Consider the following 14,383-nt stretch of genomic DNA (forward strand, 5'->3'; position numbering starts at 1 on the left):
CGCTCTAGGCTGAAGCGATGCTCCTTCCGCCCAAGGCCCGGCCCGGCGAGCGCGTCGCGGTCCTCTCTCCGGGGTTCGCCGCCCCGGCCGCGTCACTCGCGGTGCATGAGCAGGCGATGCGCCGGCTCACCGAGCTGACCGAGCTCGTCCCGGTCGAGTACCCGACCACCCGTCTCTTCGGTGCGTCCCCCCAGGCTCGTGCCGCGGACGTGAACGCGGCTTTCGCGGATCCCTCGATCCGTGCGATCCTGTCGACGATCGGCGGCGATGACCAGATCCTGGTCATCCCGCACCTGGACGCAAACCTCGCACAGGCGGATCCGAAGCCGTTCCTCGGCTACAGCGACAACACGAACATCCTGAACTGGCTGTGGCGCAACGGCATCGCGGGGTTCCATGGCGGGTCGACCCAGGTGCACCTCGGCCCCGGGCCCGCCGTCGACGAGATCCACGCACGGTCGCTCCGGGCCGCGCTGCTGGACGGTGGCGAGCTCGAGCTCACCGAGCCGGGGGAATCGGAGGATTTCGGTGTGCGATGGCAGGACCCGGCCGCCCTGGTGCATTACGGCGTGCGCGAGCCCACCCAGCCGTGGGTGTGGTCGGGGCCCGCGCGTCGAGTCAGCGGGCGCACCTGGGGCGGTTGCCTCGAGGTGCTGTCCCAGCTCGCCCTCGCCGACCGGTTCCCGTCCGCGGAGGAGCTGGAGGGCGTGATCCTGCTCCTGGAGGCGAGCGAGCGACTGACTCCGGCCGATGCGATCGCCGAGCAGCTGCGGGCGTACGGGCAACGCGGGCTGCTCGAGCGTGTCGCCGGTGTCGCGGTCGCCCGACCGCCAGTGAGCACGCACGAGAACGTGCCGCATCACGAGATCCGCCCCGTCCTGCGCGAGGCGCAGCGTCACGCGATTCTGGCGCAGATCGCCCGTTACAACCCTTCGGCGGTCGTCTGTTTCGGCGTGCCGTTCGGGCACACGCGGCCGCAGTGGCTCGTGCCGTACGGCGGCCGGATGGTGCTCGACGGCGCACGGCGGGTCATCACGGCCGACTACGCCTGAGGGTTCGCATCGGCACGCCTAACGCTTGCCGAATCGGCGGTGCGCCGCCTGCCGTGTGGTGCCCAGTGCGCTGGCGATCGCCTGCCAGGAGTAACCGGCGGCACGGGCGCGGCGCACCTGCACCTCCTCGGCGCGGGCGATGTCGCGCCGCGCGGCCACCAGCCGGTGCAGCTCGGCGAGCGGCTCGCCCTGCGGATCCAGATCCTTCGCGGTTCTCAGCATGAAGACCTCCTCGTGTCAATGCTGATTGACACGAGGAGGTCTGTCAATTCATGTTGACGGATCGCCTTCCGCTGCGAGCGGACATGCGGCGGCGGCGCAGCACGCCGATCGCCACCACGACGGCCATCAGCAGCACGAGCTCGATCCCGTTGAGCAGGAGTGCGAAGCCATGGAGGCCGTCGATCGGAACGACGCCGGCGGGCCGGCCGTGCGCGTGCCCGACCATCCCGCCCGCAGACCCGATGTGCAGCAGCATCATCGCCGTCGACATCGCCATCGCCATGCCCCACGCGCTCGGCGGCAGGGCTCGGGATCGCGGTGTCAGACAGATCAGGCACAGCGCCGCGAGGATCGCCATCAGGGCCGCAAGCGCGGAGGGGCTCCCCAGCAGCAGGGCGAGGTGCACCGCTACGCAACCCGCGGTGACGGGGAAAGCGACCCACCGGGCCACGATCCAGGCCGGAGCCTGCCGGGTCCGCGGGGTATGCGTTGTGAGAGCGGTCATCGTCGTCCTCAGCCGTGCTGGAACCAGGTCGTCTTCCAGTCGGTGTAGTTGTCCAGCGCGTGCCGCGACAGGTCTCGGCCGAAGCCCGACTGCCGGAACCCGCCGAACGGCGTCGTGAGGCCCAGCGCATCGACCGTGTTGACCGACACGGTCCCGGCGACCAGACGCTCGGCGACCCGGTGCGCCCGACCGAAGTCGGTCGTCCACAGTGAAGCCGCCAGTCCGTACTCGGTGTCGTTGGCGAGCCGGACGGCCTCGTTTTCGTCCTCGAAGCCGAGCACCGCGACCAGAGGGCCGAACACCTCGATGTGGTGGAGATCGTGGTCGGCGCCGAGGCCGGTGACGATCGCGGGGCTCAGGTACGCGTCGGACCCGGTGATCGTGACACGATCGCCTCCCGCGACCAGGTCGCCGTCCGTGGCGGCCCGGGCGATGGCGGCAGACACCTCGTCGGCGTGCGCGCGGCTGATCAGGCTGCCGTTGCCGTCGCTGCCCGCGAGCGGGTCGCTCGGAGCGTAGCCCTCTGCGGCGGCTGCGAGCAGTGCCACGAACTCGTCATGCACCGACCGCTGCACCAGGATCCGCGAGTTCGCCGAGCACACCTGTCCCTGGTTGTAGAAGGCCCCGAAGGCAGCCTTCGCGGCGGCGGTCTCGAGGTCGGCATCGGCGAACACCAGGTTCGAGCTCTTCCCGCCGGCCTCGAGCGCGACCCGCTTCATGTTCGACGATCCGGCGCTCACCATGAGGCGCTTGGCGACGGCCGTCGAGCCGGTGAAGGCGAGCACATCGATGTCCGGGTGCAGCGCGATGCGCTCGCCGACGACGGATCCGCGCCCCGGCACGACATTGAGCACGCCCGCGGGGATCCCCGCCTCGAGCGCCAGATCCGCGAGCCGCAGTGCGGTCAGCGAGGTCTCGGTCGCGGGCTTGTGAACGATACTGTTTCCGCTCGCGAGCGCCGGCGCGAGCTTCCACGCGGCGATCTCGAGAGGGTAGTTCCACGGCGTGATCGCGCCGACGACGCCGAGCGGCACGCGCTGGACGAGCGCGGTCGAGCCGGGTGGGGTGGCCGGGATCTCGTCGAACCGCTTGTCGGCCAACTCGCCGTACCAGCGGAACGTCTCGGCGGTGCCGGGCACGTCGACGGTCAGGGTCTGCGCGATCGGCTTGCCCGAGTCGAGGGTTTCGAGGAGGGCGAGCTCCTCGAGGTTCACCATGATCAGGTCGGCGAGGCGGATCAGCGCCCGGCCGCGGTCGGCGGCGCTGCGCCGGCTCCACGAGCCCTCCTCGAACGCGCGCCGGGCGATCGCGACCGCGCGGTCGACGTCGTCCGCTGTGCCGGCGGCGAGATCGGCGATGTGCGCGAGTGATCCGGGGCTCTGCACCGCGATCGTCGCAGCGTCCGACGCGTCGACGCGGCGTCCGTCGATCACGGCACGGCCGTCGATCGCGAGCGCGCGGCTGCGTGCGGTCCAGTCGATGGTGGTCATGCGGCCGTCTCCTTGATCTTCGTGGACTGCGCCGCGTCCGCGGCCTGGGGGTTCGCGGCGACGACGTCGATCGCCGTCCACGCCATGAGGACCGCCGCGTCGAGCAGGGCCTTCTCCGCGACGGGGCCGACGCACGCGGCGGCGAACTCCTTCTGGTGGTTGCCGTACGGCAGTGAGTCGACCCCGATGTAGGGGTGGATCGCGGGGACGAGTTGGGACACGTTGCCCATGTCGGTCGACGCCCGGTTCATGCGTCCGGCGACCTCGGCGTCTGCGAACACGCGCCCGCGTGCGAGCGCGTTGGCTCGATAGAAGGCGAGGGCGCGCTCGTCGGTGCGGAACTCGGAGTACGGCTTGCTCTCGGGCGTGATGCTCAGGGTCGCGCCCGAGGCGAGCGCGCCCGCCTCGAAGCAGCGGTTCACACGTTCCTCGAGGATCTCGAGCTCGGCGAGCGAGTTCGCGCGGACGTACCAGCGGCCCTCGGTGCGGTCGGGGATCGCGTTCGGGGCGTGGCCGCCGACGGTCTGCACGCCGTGCACCCGGGTGTCGGCGGGCAGCTGCTGTCGGAGCAGCCCGATCGCGACCTGCGCGACGAGGAACGCATCGTTCGCGTTGACGCCCTGATCCGGGTAGGCGGCGGCGTGCGCGGACACCCCGTCGTAGGCGACGTGGCTGTGCGAGACCGCGAACGGCCGGGCCTCGGCGACGTCGACCGGCGCGGGGTGCACCATCATCGCCAGGTCCAGATCGCGGAAGGCGCCGGCCTCGATCAGCTCGATCTTGCCCCCGCCGCCCTCTTCCGCAGGGGTGCCGTAGACGCGCACGGTGAGTCCGAGCTCGTCGGCGAGCGGGGCGAGGGCGAGCCCGGCGCCGACCGCGCTCGCCGCGATGAGGTTGTGGCCGCACGCGTGCCCGAGCCCGGGCAGCGCGTCGTACTCGGCCATGATCCCGATGACGGTCGGCCCGGATCCGGTCTCGGCGAGCAGGGCGGTCCCCAGACCCAGATACGCCGGGGTGACGCGGAAACCGGCGGCGGCCAGAGCCTCGCCGACCCAGGCGGCGGCGCGGTGCTCCTGCCAGGCCGTCTCCGGGTTCGCGTGCAGCGTCTCGGAGAGGCGGATCAGGTCCGCGGCGGCCGCGGCGACGCTCGCGTCCGCGGCGGCCTTGAGCGCGGCGACGTCGGCGGGCGACCCGGCCACGGGGGCCTCGGGGTGGGCGGCGGCGTCACTCATCGCCGGGCACCCCGTAGCTCGGGGCGGCGGACGGGTCCATCCCGCGCGTGATGTAGGCATCGCGCTGCGGCAGCCAGACCTCGAGCAGCTCGCCCAGCTCGGCGATCGGGTCGCCCTCGGTCCAGTCCGCGCGCAGATCCGTCACCCGCCAGCCGGCATCACGCACGACCGCGAGCCCGGCGGAGTGCACCGGGCCCTCCTCGCCGCCCGCGGCGGCGGCGGCCTGCATGGCCGCGAGCAGGCGCCGCTCGAGCTCGCCTTCGGCGGCGGCGAACGCGTCGACCATGAGCCGCGGGATGTCCGTCGAGGCGAGCATGTTGCCGCCCGCGGCGACCCCCGCGCCGGTGGCCGCGCCGACATTGCCGAGCGCGCGCTCGCCTGAGTACACGGCCGAGCGGCCCTGCGCATCGACGACCAGCAGCTGGCGGAACGCGATGTGCGGGGTCTCGGCGATCACGGTGTCGAGGGCCTCGGCGGCGGAAGCTCCGTCGCGCAGAGAGGTGAGCAGGATCGGCCCGAGGCGCGGATCCGTGATGTTCTGCGAGTTCACCGCGCCGACGCCGTCGGCCAGATGCACGCAGCGCGCCGCGACGGCGGGCGAGGACGAGGAGATCGCGGATCCGAAGGCTCCGGTCTCGTCGCGCGCGACGATCGAGAACGTCATCGGGCGGCCTCGTCGTCGGTGGGGGTGCGGTCGGTGCTCGCCGCGCGGTCGGCCGGGGTGCTGATCACGGCCGTCGCGTCGATCTCGACGAGCCACTCCGGGCGGGCCAGCGCGCTCACCACGAGACCGGTCGACACCGGGAAGACGCCTTTGAGCCAACGGCCCATCACGCGGTAGACGGTCTCGCGGTAGCGCGGGTCGATGATGTAGACGACCACCTTGACGATGTCGTCGAGCGAGGATCCGGCCTCCTCGAGCAGCATCGCGATGTTCGCCATCGCCTTCTCGGCCTGAGCCTCGACGTCGCCGATGCCGACGGATTCGCGGGTGTCCAGATCCTGGCCGATCTGGCCGCGCAGGTACACCACGCCGCCGGCGACGACCGCCTGGCAGAGGTCGTTGTCGAGGTTCTGCTCGGGGTAGGTGACCTTGGTGTTGAACGGGCGGATGCGGGTGTGCGTGGGCATCATGCGATTCCTGTCTGTGCGAGCTCGACGGCGAGGGGGCGGGTGCCTTCGGCCTGGGCGGGTTCGGGGGTGTCGGCCGCGGTGTCGACCGGGCCGGGGTAGGCCGCGTACCCGCGCTGGATGCCGATCTGGTCGGCGATGTAGCGCGCGTCGTGCCAGACGCCCCAGAGGAAACTGGATCCGCGGCGGGACTGCCAGGGCAGCCCGAGGAAGTAGATCCCCGGTTCCGCCGAGACGCCGCGCTGGTGCCGCGGACGGCCGTGCTCGTCGAACGCGTCGGGGTCGATCTGCAGCCATGAGTAGTCCAGCGCGAAACCGGTCGCCCACACGATCGAGGTGATGCCGGCGCCCGTCAGGTCGAGCGAGAGGATCGGGTGCGTGAGGCTGTCCGGATCCGGGCCGATCAGGTGCGCCTCGGGCTCCTCGGGCAGATCCAGCCCGTTGCGCAGCACGTAGGCGTCGGCCTCGTCGAGCACGGAGAGGTAGTTCGCGTCACCCGCGGCGATGTTGGCACGCAGGTCGGGTGCGATCGCGAGCACGCCGTCCTCGTACGCGCCGGCGCGGCCGAGCAGGGTGACCCCGGTCGCGGCCAGCGCGCGGAAGTCGACGGTGTGCCCGCCGTGCGCGCCGCTCACGGCGATCGTGACGTGCTCGGCGCCCACCGGGGGAGCGGCCATGTCCCACTTGCCGAGCACGCCGAGCCACCAGCAGAAGTCGCGGCTGCGGTAGCGGCGCGGCGGACGATCGTGCGGTCCCACCGCGAGATACACCTCGCGGCCGGAGCGACGCAGCTCGTCCGCGATCTGCACGCCCGAGGAGCCGGCGCCGACGACGAGCACCGCCCCGTCCGGCAGCTGCGCGGGGTTGCGGTACTGGTTCGAGTGGATCTGGTGGATCCCCGCGTCCTGCGGCACGACGGCCGGGATGATCGGACGCTGGAACGGCCCGGTTGCGGCGACGACGTAACGGGCGTCGATCGTGCCCGCGTTCGTGTCGACGCGGAAGCCCGGGCGGTTCACGTGCCGGCGCACGGACCGCACCTCGACGCCGGTGCGGATCGGAGCGTGGAAGGCGTCGGCATAGGCGACGAGATAGTCGGCGACCTGCTCCTTGCCGGCGAAGGCGTCCGGATCCAGGTCGAACTCCAAGCCGGGGAACCGGTCGTGCCAGGCCGGGCCGTTGGCGACCAGCGAGTCCCAGCGCCAGGACCGCCAGCGCTCGGCGATCCGGTCCCGTTCCACGACGAGATGCGCGACCCCCGCCCGGCTCAGGTGCTCGCTCATCGCGATGCCCGCCTGGCCGGCGCCGACGACCAGCACCTCCACGTCTTCGTGCGACATCCGTTCCTCCACTGCGCCGTTCCTCTGCTGCTCGGATCCTGCTTCTCCTTCATGCTTCCGAGGATCCATGCATCTGTACACTTCACAGATCCGAAGTCCTGCATCTGATCTGTTGATACCATTTCGGACATGGCCCGACTGCAGAGCGCCGACATGACCCTCGTCCAGCTGAGGTACTTCGTCACCGCTGCGACGCATCGCTCGATGACCGTGGCGTCGATCGACCTGCACGTCGCGCAGTCCGCGGTCTCGACCGCGATCGCACAGCTCGAGCGTTCCCTCGGCGTTCAGCTGTTCGTGCGACAGCGCAGCAAGGGCCTCGCGCTCACGGAGGCGGGTGAGCAGCTGCTGCACGATGCGCAGTCGGTGCTCGCCCAGGTCGAGGAGATGAGCGACACCGTCCGCGGGCACCACCATCAGGTGCGCGGCACGTTGCGGCTGGCCTGCTTCGTCACGCTCGCGCCGTTCGTACTGCCGCGGCTGATCTCCCGTGTCGAGCAGGAGCATCCGGACCTGCGGATCGAGATCATCGAGGCCGACATGGAGGGCACGACGGATCTGCTGCTGTCGGGCGCGGTCGAGGGCGGGATCGTCTACGACTTCGGCCGGGTGCACGATCTCGCGTTCGATCCGCTGTTCCCGGCGCCGCCGCACGTGATCCTGGCGGCGGATCATCCGCTCGCGGACCGCGACGAGGTCGCGCTGTCCCAGCTCGCGGATTCCGAGCTCGTGTTGCTCGACCTGCCGCACTCGCGCGAGTACTTCCTCGGGATGCTGGAGCGCGCCGGGGTCGACCCGCGGGTGCGGTACAGCTCGCACAGCTACGAGACCGTGCGCTCGCTGGTCGCCCGCGGGCACGGCTACTCGATCTTGAATCAGGTCCCGGTCGCGCCGCTCACGTACGACGGCGGGGAGCTGAGGGCGCTGCGGATCGCGGGTGAGGCGCCGGCGCTCGACGTGTGCTTCGCCCGTGTGTCGCGGGTGCGGCCGACCGCCCGCACCCACGCCGTGGCGGCCTTGGCCCGCGAGCTGTTCGGCACGGAGGCACGCTGAGGCCGTTGCTCCGCCGCCGCCGAGAACGAGACTTCGCCCGCTCAACGGCTGGGGCGACCGCCTGTCAAGCCCGGGCCGGTGCGAATCCCCCGACCGCACCGTCCCGGGAGTCTGTGGATCCCGTCAGCAGCGGCACTCGCCGTCGGCGCAGTGCGCGCAGGCGTGGCCGCTCGGGGACGGCGGAACGTCGAGCGCCGGGTTCTGGTCGAAGAAGCCGGTCGGCTTGAGCGTGAAACCGGTGTAGTCGACGGGCATGATCGGCCAGTCCTCGGTGCGCGGGAAGTGCGTCAGGCCGAAGCTGTGCCAGAGCACGATGTCCTCGCCGTCGATCCCGCGATCCGCCTTCTGGAACTCCGGGAGGCCGGGGGATCCGACGCTCTGATTCACGAAGTCGCCGGCCGGGTAACGCTCGCCCTCCGCGTACCGGGTGACCCACAGGTGCTCGGTCGCGAACGCCGCGCGTCGGCTGATCGACGATCCGTCGGCCGCCGCGAGGGTCGGCTGACCCTCGGGGAACAGCGTGTACGCGACCGGCTCGCCGACGTGGTTGCGCTTCTCGGTGTTGACGACCTCCCACACCCGGCCGAGCGAGCCTTCCGCGCGGCGACGGCCCTCGGACTCGCGTCCGAGCACGCGGCGGGAGCGGCTGAACGCGTTGCCGTGCGGGTTGCCCTCGCCCTGCGGGACGCGCTTCAGATCGAGCTCGTGCACGGCATTGCTCTCTCCGTCGACGGCCATGTCGAGGCGCGCGCAGAACAGGTGCTGGTGGAACGGGGCGGCGAGTCCGGGCGCGATCTGCGAGGCGTAAGGGTAGCCGTCGCCCGGGTAGCGGGCGGTGAAGACGATGCCGGTCGCCTTGGCCTCGAACTGGATCGTGCCGTCCAGGTAGAAGTACCAGTAGAAGCCGTAGTCGTAGTTGCCGACCGTCGTGAAGAAGCTCACCACGAGGCGGCGCTGACGCCGCGAGGAACGGTGCTGCGCCCACTCGTCCGTGTGCTTCCAGAGCAGTCCGAAGTCCTCCTCATGGATGCAGATGCCCTGCGAGATCTCGCGCGGGTTGCCGAAGTCGTCCGCGACGACGGGGGACAGGTAGGTGATCTCGCCGAGGCAGTCGCATCCGAGCTCGAGGGAGTTCGCGTCGCGGCCGACGAGATACTCGCCGGTGTCGAAGTAGTTCTGCCACGAACGGTAGGGAGCGGGATCCCCGTAGGGCACCACCATCTCGGCGATGGAGGCGCGTTCGACGATCGAGCGGCGGACACCGTGGTCGTCGAAGCCGATCTGGCCGAGGATCAGGCCCTCGCGGGCGTCGAAGCCGACGTGCAGGTCCCACTTCTGCCAGCGCAGCACGTTGCCGTCGAGGGTGAAGCTCGGCCCCTCGGGCTGCACGATGTGCAGCGGCTTGAGGTCGTCGCGCAGTGGTCCCGTGAGCTCGGGGCTCTCGAAGTCGCCGTTCGTCAACGGGTCGTCGCCGGGGCCGTCGTCGATGATCCGCACGACCTTGCGCTCGATCATGTCGACGAACGCGACCAGCTGGTCCACCGGGTGGCCCCAGGCGTAGTCGTGCGGGTCGCGTTGGACGAATGCGAGGCCGCGCAGCAGCCGCCGGCCCTCCTCGCCCTCGTAGTCGAAGATGCCCGCGCTCAGCGGCGCGACGCGCACGCCGTCCGGCGTGAGCCCCCGTGAGGCGAGCGCCGCCTGCCAGCCCTCGTCGGCCTTGAGGATCCCCTCGATCGCCTCGAACTCCTCGATCAGCACGGGAGCCTGACCGCTCAGGGCAGGGTCGACGTCGACGGCGGAGACAGTGGTGCCGGCGCCGAGGTCGATCAGCAGGTCGGCGGTCGCGCCCGTCGCGGTGTCGAGCAGGATCGCGCGGGCCTCGCGCGGGATCGTTCCGCCGGCACGGAGCACGGCTTTGGCCGGCTCCTTGAGCGAGAGGTAGGCGACCCGCACGGTGTCGCCGAGGCGTCCCTCGGCGATCAGGTGGTCGCGCGCGGCGGTGATCTCGTCGGCGCTGAGCGGATCCAGTGGGTGGGTGGCGACGCTCGTCGCGGTGTCGGGATTGGTCACGATGTCTCCTTCTGGCGGACCGGGGTCACGGGATGCGAGTGGCGGCGGGGCGGTTCTCGTGGGCGGCGAGCGCGTCGACGTCGAGCGCCGACGCGGTCTCCGGATCCTCCGGCGAGTATCCGGGGCGGCGGCGTTCGTAGAGGTTGCCCACGAGCGCGAGCAGGGCGATCACGACGAGGGTGCTGATGGTGAAGCCCTCGAAGGTGAGCCGGTCGACCCCCCACACGTCGTGGAAGTCGTAGGCGACGCCGAAGAGGCCCTCCAGCGTGCCGGGGAACACGGCGACCCAGGATCCCAGCACGACCCACGCGTAGATCACGATCGTGCAGATCCACAGACCCGCCGTGCCGCCCGGCACGCGGAACGGGCGCGGGACGTCGGGGTGCTTCCTGCGCAGCGCGACAACGGTCGGGAAGATCACGAGATACGACAGCAGCAGTGTGGAGATCGCCACCGTCAGCACCACCGTGAATGCGGCCGCGGCGCTGCCGCTGAGCAGCACGGTCGCGGCGACGCAGAACACGGTGGCGACGATCCCGGAGAGCATGTTCATCCGCACGGGGGTGCCGAGACGCGGGGAGAACTTCCCGAAGTAGCGGAAGAACGCTCCATCGGCGCCGGCGGCCGCCTGCACCCGATCGGACGCGATCATCCACGCGCTCGCCTGAGTCAGAACGACGAACACGAAGACGATCGCCGCGATCCACATCAGCGGCCCCGCCGCGGGGCCGTAGACACGGAACACCTCCTTGAAGGCGTCCAGCAGGCCGGTGGCGCCCTGCACCTTGTCGGCGGGCAGCACGGCGAGGATCGCGAAGATCGGCACGAGGTAGCACAGGATCGAGATCAGCCCCGAGGACGCGACCGCCTTCGGCACGTCCTTCTGCGGGTCGCGCATCTCCTCGGCCGCGCCGTTGGGGGCCTCGAATCCCACGACGGCGAACAGGATCACCGGCGTCACGGCGAGGAAGCCGCCGAGCGTGGGTGAGAACTCGCCGGCCGCATAGCCGTGCACGCCGTTCTGGATGGCGTAGATGACGACCGTGACGACGAAGATCGCCAGGAGCGCGACCTTCGCGATGCCGCCGGCGGCGACGACGATCTTGCCGTAGCGCAGCCCGATGATCGCGACGAGGATCGCCAGCCAGATGAAGGCGATCTTGAAGACGTAGTCGCCGACGCTGCCCGAGGGCAGCGGTGAGATGTAGGCGTCCCAGGTGGCCGCCGAGATGAAGACCAGGGATCCCCCCATCCACAGGGGGTTGGTGATCCAGTAGAACATCGTGGCGATCGAGGCGGCGAGCTTGCCGAATGCGAGGCGGACCCAGACGAACGGCCCGCCCTCCTCATGGAACGCGCTGCCCAGTTCCGACACCACGAAGGCGTAGGGGAGCAGGAAGGTGACGCCGATCACGAGCGTCCAGGTGAACGCCTGCGCTCCGCCGCCCGCGGCGATCTGGGCGACCGTGTCGATCGAGATGATGGCCGCGACCGACAGGAAGATGATGTCGAGTCGGCCCAGCGTCTTGCGGAAGTTCTCGGTGCGTATGGCGGATGTGGCGATCTCAACGCTCATCGGGGGACTCCTCTGTCCGAACCAGGCTGATCTTCGCGGCTCCGATCGCGGGGTGCGCCGGGGCCTTCTCGGGTAGTGGTCTCAGTCAACCTCGCGAAGTCGAATCACGCCAATACACAGATACGCGGCGCCGCATCAATTGAAATGATGCAGCGCCGCGCGTCGGCGAGAACCGGATCAGGGCAGGGTGGGCACGCCCAGATCGTCTTCGTAGGCGTGATCCTTGGTCTCCGGGATCAGGATCAGCGCGATCAGGGTGAGCACGGCCATCACGGACAGGTAGATGCCGACGAACACGGGGGATCCGTCGGCCAGCTGCCACAGCCACACCGCGATGAGCGGCGCGACGGCGGCGCCGAGGATCGACGACACGTTGTACGCGACCGCGGATCCCGTGTAGCGCACATTGGTGGGGAACAGCTCGGGCAGCAACGCGCCCATGGGGCCGAAGGTCGTGCCCATGAGCAGGAATCCGAGGATCAGGAAGGACTGGGTCAGCACCACGGCGAACGGCTCTCCGGCGTGCTGGCCGAGGAACAACGGGAACGTGAAGCCGAACAGGATGATCGCGACCGTGGTCCAGATCAGGAGCTTGCGTCGGCCGATCCGATCCGCCCAGGGGCCGGACAGCAGGGTGAAGACGCCGAAGAACACCACGCCGATGATCTGCATCACCACGAAGTCGGTGTAGCCGAAACCCTGCCCGGGATAGAACTGCGCGGCGAACGCGGTCTGGTCGAAGGCAGCACCCTTCGCCTCCGCGGCCTTCTGCGCGGCGGCGGACGCGATCTCGACCGACCACGGCTTGGTGCCGAACGACAGGGTGAAGTTCGTCATCAGGTAGAACAGCACGTACGTGGCGAGCATCACGAAGGTGCCGAGGACGAGATGCTTCCCATGATGGCGGAACACCGTGGCGAGCGGCAGTTTGCGGATCGTGCCCGTGTCCTCGGCGCGCTTGAAGGTCTCCGACTCGACGAGCTTGAGTCGCACCCACAGGCCGATGATCACCATCACGGCCGAGAACAGGAACGGCACGCGCCAGCCCCAGCTGAGGAACGCCTCCGACTTCAGCGACGGATCGGACGCGTGCGGCAGCAACGCGTTGATGATGAGGAACAGGCCGTTCGCGATGATGAAGCCGAGCGGGGCGCCCAACTGCGGGAACGACCCGTACCAGGCGCGCTTCCCCTCGGGGGCGTTCTCGGTGGCGACCAGGGCGGCCCCGGACCACTCGCCGCCCAGCGCGAAGCCCTGCGCCAGGCGCAGGATCAGCAGCAGCAGCGCGGCCCACCAGTTGATCTGCTGGAACGTCGGCAGCAGGCCGATGAGGAAGGTGGCGATGCCCATCGTGAGCAGCGAGGCGACGAGAGTGGCCTTGCGGCCGTACCGATCGCCGAAGTGGCCGAACACCATGGCGCCGATCGGGCGCGCGATCATGGCGGCTCCGAACACGCCGAAGGAGGCGAGCAGGGCGGTCGTGTCGTTGCCGGTCGGGAAGAACAGGATCGGGAAGACGAGCACCGCTGCGGTCGCGTAGACGTAGAAGTCGTAGAACTCGATCGTCGTGCCGATGAGGCTGGCGAGGATCACCCGCGATCTGGGGTTCGCGGGTGCGGTCGTGGCGGTGCTCATGCTGTCCTCCGGTCGGTACATCGATGGCGCTCGCCGGTCCCCAGCCGTGCGACGAGCACGGGGGAGTCTACGCCCGGCGTTCAGCCGATCCACAGGTGGACACGCGCGCGCCGCGGAGTGTGACGCCGGCACGACTCGGATCCGGTCGTTACCCGTTCGACCGGATCCGAGTCCGCCTTCTTCAGCGCGACAGCCAGGCCTTGTACTCGATCACCGATCCCGCCGCGACGTTCAGCTTCATCGCGGATCCGCCCGCGTAGATGGTGTCGGCGGCGATGATCTCGTGCGTCGTGGCGCTCAGGACCAGCGTCGCTGTGAACTGCGGCCGTGCCGAGGAGGTGACCTTGAGCGCGATGCCGGCTCTGCCGAGTCGGTCGGTCACGGTCCCGAGCGCGCTCACGTCGCCGGCTTCACGGATCAGCTGCAGCGCCGCGGCCTGCTGCGCCGGGTTCAACGCCCAGCTGTCGCGGATCGAGCTCACGATCCCCCAGATCGCAAGCGCATCGGCGTTCCCGCTCAGCCCGACCCGTTCCTCGATGTAGGCCCGCAGCCCCGCCGCGTCGGACGGCGGCTCTGCGAAGAAGAGGTTCGAACTGTGGTGCCCGGTGCCCGGCAGAGCCGAGCCCTCCTTCGGCGCCTTGCCGGCGGGGGGGACGATCGTGCCGTCCTTGGTGACGGAGTAGGGCGCGCCGGTCCGCGATTCGAGATGGCCGGTGCCGTCCGCATCCCACACCCATTCCTGCCACTCCGGCACGATCACCGGATCCGCCTTGCCGTCGTCGCGCAGGGCCCAGCGCACGACCAGGGCGTCGCGGGTCGCGGCTCGAGGCGGGGCCGTCTGCAGCGCGGCGATCGAGGTGGCCAGCACCTCGTCAGCCGTCTGCGCGATCGGCTGGGCCACGAGCGCCGGCGGCGTGACCGCGTAGGCGGGCGCGGCGGTCAGCGGGCCCAGGGTGAGCCCGATCGTGACGACGGCGGCGAGTGCTGGTGCCGCCCAGGCGGCGCGCAGCGCGATCCGGAGACTGTCTCTTATACACACTGACGCTGCCGACGACTAGTCGAGTGTAGATCTCGGTG

General features: G+C 70.3%; 13 protein-coding genes. 2 read left to right on the forward strand and 11 right to left on the reverse strand.

The window, feature by feature from the left end; translation table 11 throughout:
• Positions 1 to 17: 17 nt before the first annotated feature.
• The gene (locus LXM50_RS16785) at positions 18 to 1,052 is read left to right on the forward strand and encodes a S66 peptidase family protein (protein WP_233312622.1); all 1,035 of its coding nucleotides are present in this window, start codon (positions 18 to 20) and stop codon (positions 1,050 to 1,052) included.
• Positions 1,053 to 1,070: 18 nt separating this feature from the next.
• Here the strand turns inward: LXM50_RS16785 and LXM50_RS16790 are convergent, their stop codons facing one another.
• The 7 genes from LXM50_RS16790 to LXM50_RS16820 are packed head-to-tail and all read right to left on the reverse strand — an operon-like array spanning position 1,071 to position 6,972.
• Complete coding sequence (locus LXM50_RS16790; protein WP_233312623.1) at positions 1,071 to 1,274, reverse strand: AsnC family protein; 204 nt, start codon at positions 1,272 to 1,274, stop codon at positions 1,071 to 1,073.
• 43 nt (positions 1,275 to 1,317) lie between these two features.
• On the reverse strand, positions 1,318 to 1,779 hold the full coding sequence (locus LXM50_RS16795; protein WP_233312624.1) for a hypothetical protein: 462 nt from the start codon (positions 1,777 to 1,779) through the stop codon (positions 1,318 to 1,320).
• Between the two features lie 8 nt (positions 1,780 to 1,787).
• Positions 1,788 to 3,269: an aldehyde dehydrogenase family protein gene (locus LXM50_RS16800; protein WP_233312625.1), complete on the reverse strand. Its 1,482-nt coding sequence runs from the start codon at positions 3,267 to 3,269 to the stop codon at positions 1,788 to 1,790.
• Positions 3,266 to 4,501 (reverse strand): M20 family metallopeptidase, encoded by a 1,236-nt coding sequence (locus tag LXM50_RS16805; RefSeq protein ID WP_233312626.1) that lies wholly within the window; start codon positions 4,499 to 4,501, stop codon positions 3,266 to 3,268. Before LXM50_RS16805 ends, LXM50_RS16800 begins: the two co-directional genes overlap by 4 nt.
• Positions 4,494 to 5,165: a DUF1028 domain-containing protein gene (locus tag LXM50_RS16810; protein WP_233312627.1), complete on the reverse strand. Its 672-nt coding sequence runs from the start codon at positions 5,163 to 5,165 to the stop codon at positions 4,494 to 4,496. Before LXM50_RS16810 ends, LXM50_RS16805 begins: the two co-directional genes overlap by 8 nt.
• Positions 5,162 to 5,632 (reverse strand): RidA family protein, encoded by a 471-nt coding sequence (locus tag LXM50_RS16815; RefSeq protein ID WP_233312628.1) that lies wholly within the window; start codon positions 5,630 to 5,632, stop codon positions 5,162 to 5,164. The genes LXM50_RS16810 and LXM50_RS16815 overlap by 4 nt, the downstream gene beginning before the upstream one ends.
• Complete coding sequence (locus LXM50_RS16820; protein ID WP_233312629.1) at positions 5,632 to 6,972, reverse strand: NAD(P)/FAD-dependent oxidoreductase; 1,341 nt, start codon at positions 6,970 to 6,972, stop codon at positions 5,632 to 5,634. The genes LXM50_RS16815 and LXM50_RS16820 overlap by 1 nt, the downstream gene beginning before the upstream one ends.
• Positions 6,973 to 7,101: 129 nt before the next feature.
• Between LXM50_RS16820 and LXM50_RS16825 the strand changes: the two genes are divergently transcribed.
• A complete protein-coding gene (locus LXM50_RS16825; protein ID WP_233312630.1) occupies positions 7,102 to 8,025 on the forward strand; it encodes a LysR substrate-binding domain-containing protein in 924 nt (307 codons plus the stop codon).
• A gap of 123 nt (positions 8,026 to 8,148) precedes the next feature.
• On the opposite strand, the gene LXM50_RS16830 is transcribed toward LXM50_RS16825, so the two are convergent.
• The 4 genes from LXM50_RS16830 to LXM50_RS16845 form a co-directional block, all read right to left on the reverse strand.
• Positions 8,149 to 10,098, reverse strand: a complete 1,950-nt coding sequence (locus LXM50_RS16830) for a primary-amine oxidase (protein ID WP_374107844.1) — start codon at positions 10,096 to 10,098, stop codon at positions 8,149 to 8,151.
• 22 nt (positions 10,099 to 10,120) lie between these two features.
• Entirely contained in the window at positions 10,121 to 11,671 is a 1,551-nt protein-coding gene (locus LXM50_RS16835) for an APC family permease (protein WP_233312632.1), read from the reverse strand.
• Positions 11,672 to 11,848: 177 nt separating this feature from the next.
• Positions 11,849 to 13,306: an MFS transporter gene (locus LXM50_RS16840; protein WP_233312633.1), complete on the reverse strand. Its 1,458-nt coding sequence runs from the start codon at positions 13,304 to 13,306 to the stop codon at positions 11,849 to 11,851.
• A 181-nt stretch (positions 13,307 to 13,487) separates the two neighbouring features.
• The gene (locus LXM50_RS16845) at positions 13,488 to 14,345 is read right to left on the reverse strand and encodes a hypothetical protein (RefSeq protein WP_233312634.1); all 858 of its coding nucleotides are present in this window, start codon (positions 14,343 to 14,345) and stop codon (positions 13,488 to 13,490) included.
• Positions 14,346 to 14,383 lie beyond the last annotated feature (38 nt).

Origin of the sequence: Microbacterium sp. Au-Mic1 (assembly GCF_021341785.1) — a bacterium.
Lineage (GTDB): Bacteria > Actinomycetota > Actinomycetes > Actinomycetales > Microbacteriaceae > Microbacterium.

What these genes read in the sequence shown, in the direction of transcription:
- LXM50_RS16820 (WP_233312629.1), bottom strand. Translation starts at nt 6,972, where the DNA reads ATGTCGCACGAAGACGTGGAGGTGCTGGTCGTCGGCGCCGGCCAGGCG.
- LXM50_RS16790 (WP_233312623.1), bottom strand. Translation starts at nt 1,274, where the DNA reads ATGCTGAGAACCGCGAAGGATCTGGATCCGCAGGGCGAGCCGCTCGCC.
- LXM50_RS16810 (WP_233312627.1), bottom strand. Translation starts at nt 5,165, where the DNA reads ATGACGTTCTCGATCGTCGCGCGCGACGAGACCGGAGCCTTCGGATCC.
- LXM50_RS16795 (WP_233312624.1), bottom strand. Translation starts at nt 1,779, where the DNA reads ATGACCGCTCTCACAACGCATACCCCGCGGACCCGGCAGGCTCCGGCC.
- LXM50_RS16785 (WP_233312622.1), top strand. Translation starts at nt 18, where the DNA reads ATGCTCCTTCCGCCCAAGGCCCGGCCCGGCGAGCGCGTCGCGGTCCTC.
- LXM50_RS16835 (WP_233312632.1), bottom strand. Translation starts at nt 11,671, where the DNA reads ATGAGCGTTGAGATCGCCACATCCGCCATACGCACCGAGAACTTCCGC.
- LXM50_RS16800 (WP_233312625.1), bottom strand. Translation starts at nt 3,269, where the DNA reads ATGACCACCATCGACTGGACCGCACGCAGCCGCGCGCTCGCGATCGAC.
- LXM50_RS16815 (WP_233312628.1), bottom strand. Translation starts at nt 5,632, where the DNA reads ATGCCCACGCACACCCGCATCCGCCCGTTCAACACCAAGGTCACCTAC.
- LXM50_RS16825 (WP_233312630.1), top strand. Translation starts at nt 7,102, where the DNA reads ATGGCCCGACTGCAGAGCGCCGACATGACCCTCGTCCAGCTGAGGTAC.
- LXM50_RS16805 (WP_233312626.1), bottom strand. Translation starts at nt 4,501, where the DNA reads ATGAGTGACGCCGCCGCCCACCCCGAGGCCCCCGTGGCCGGGTCGCCC.
- LXM50_RS16840 (WP_233312633.1), bottom strand. Translation starts at nt 13,306, where the DNA reads ATGAGCACCGCCACGACCGCACCCGCGAACCCCAGATCGCGGGTGATC.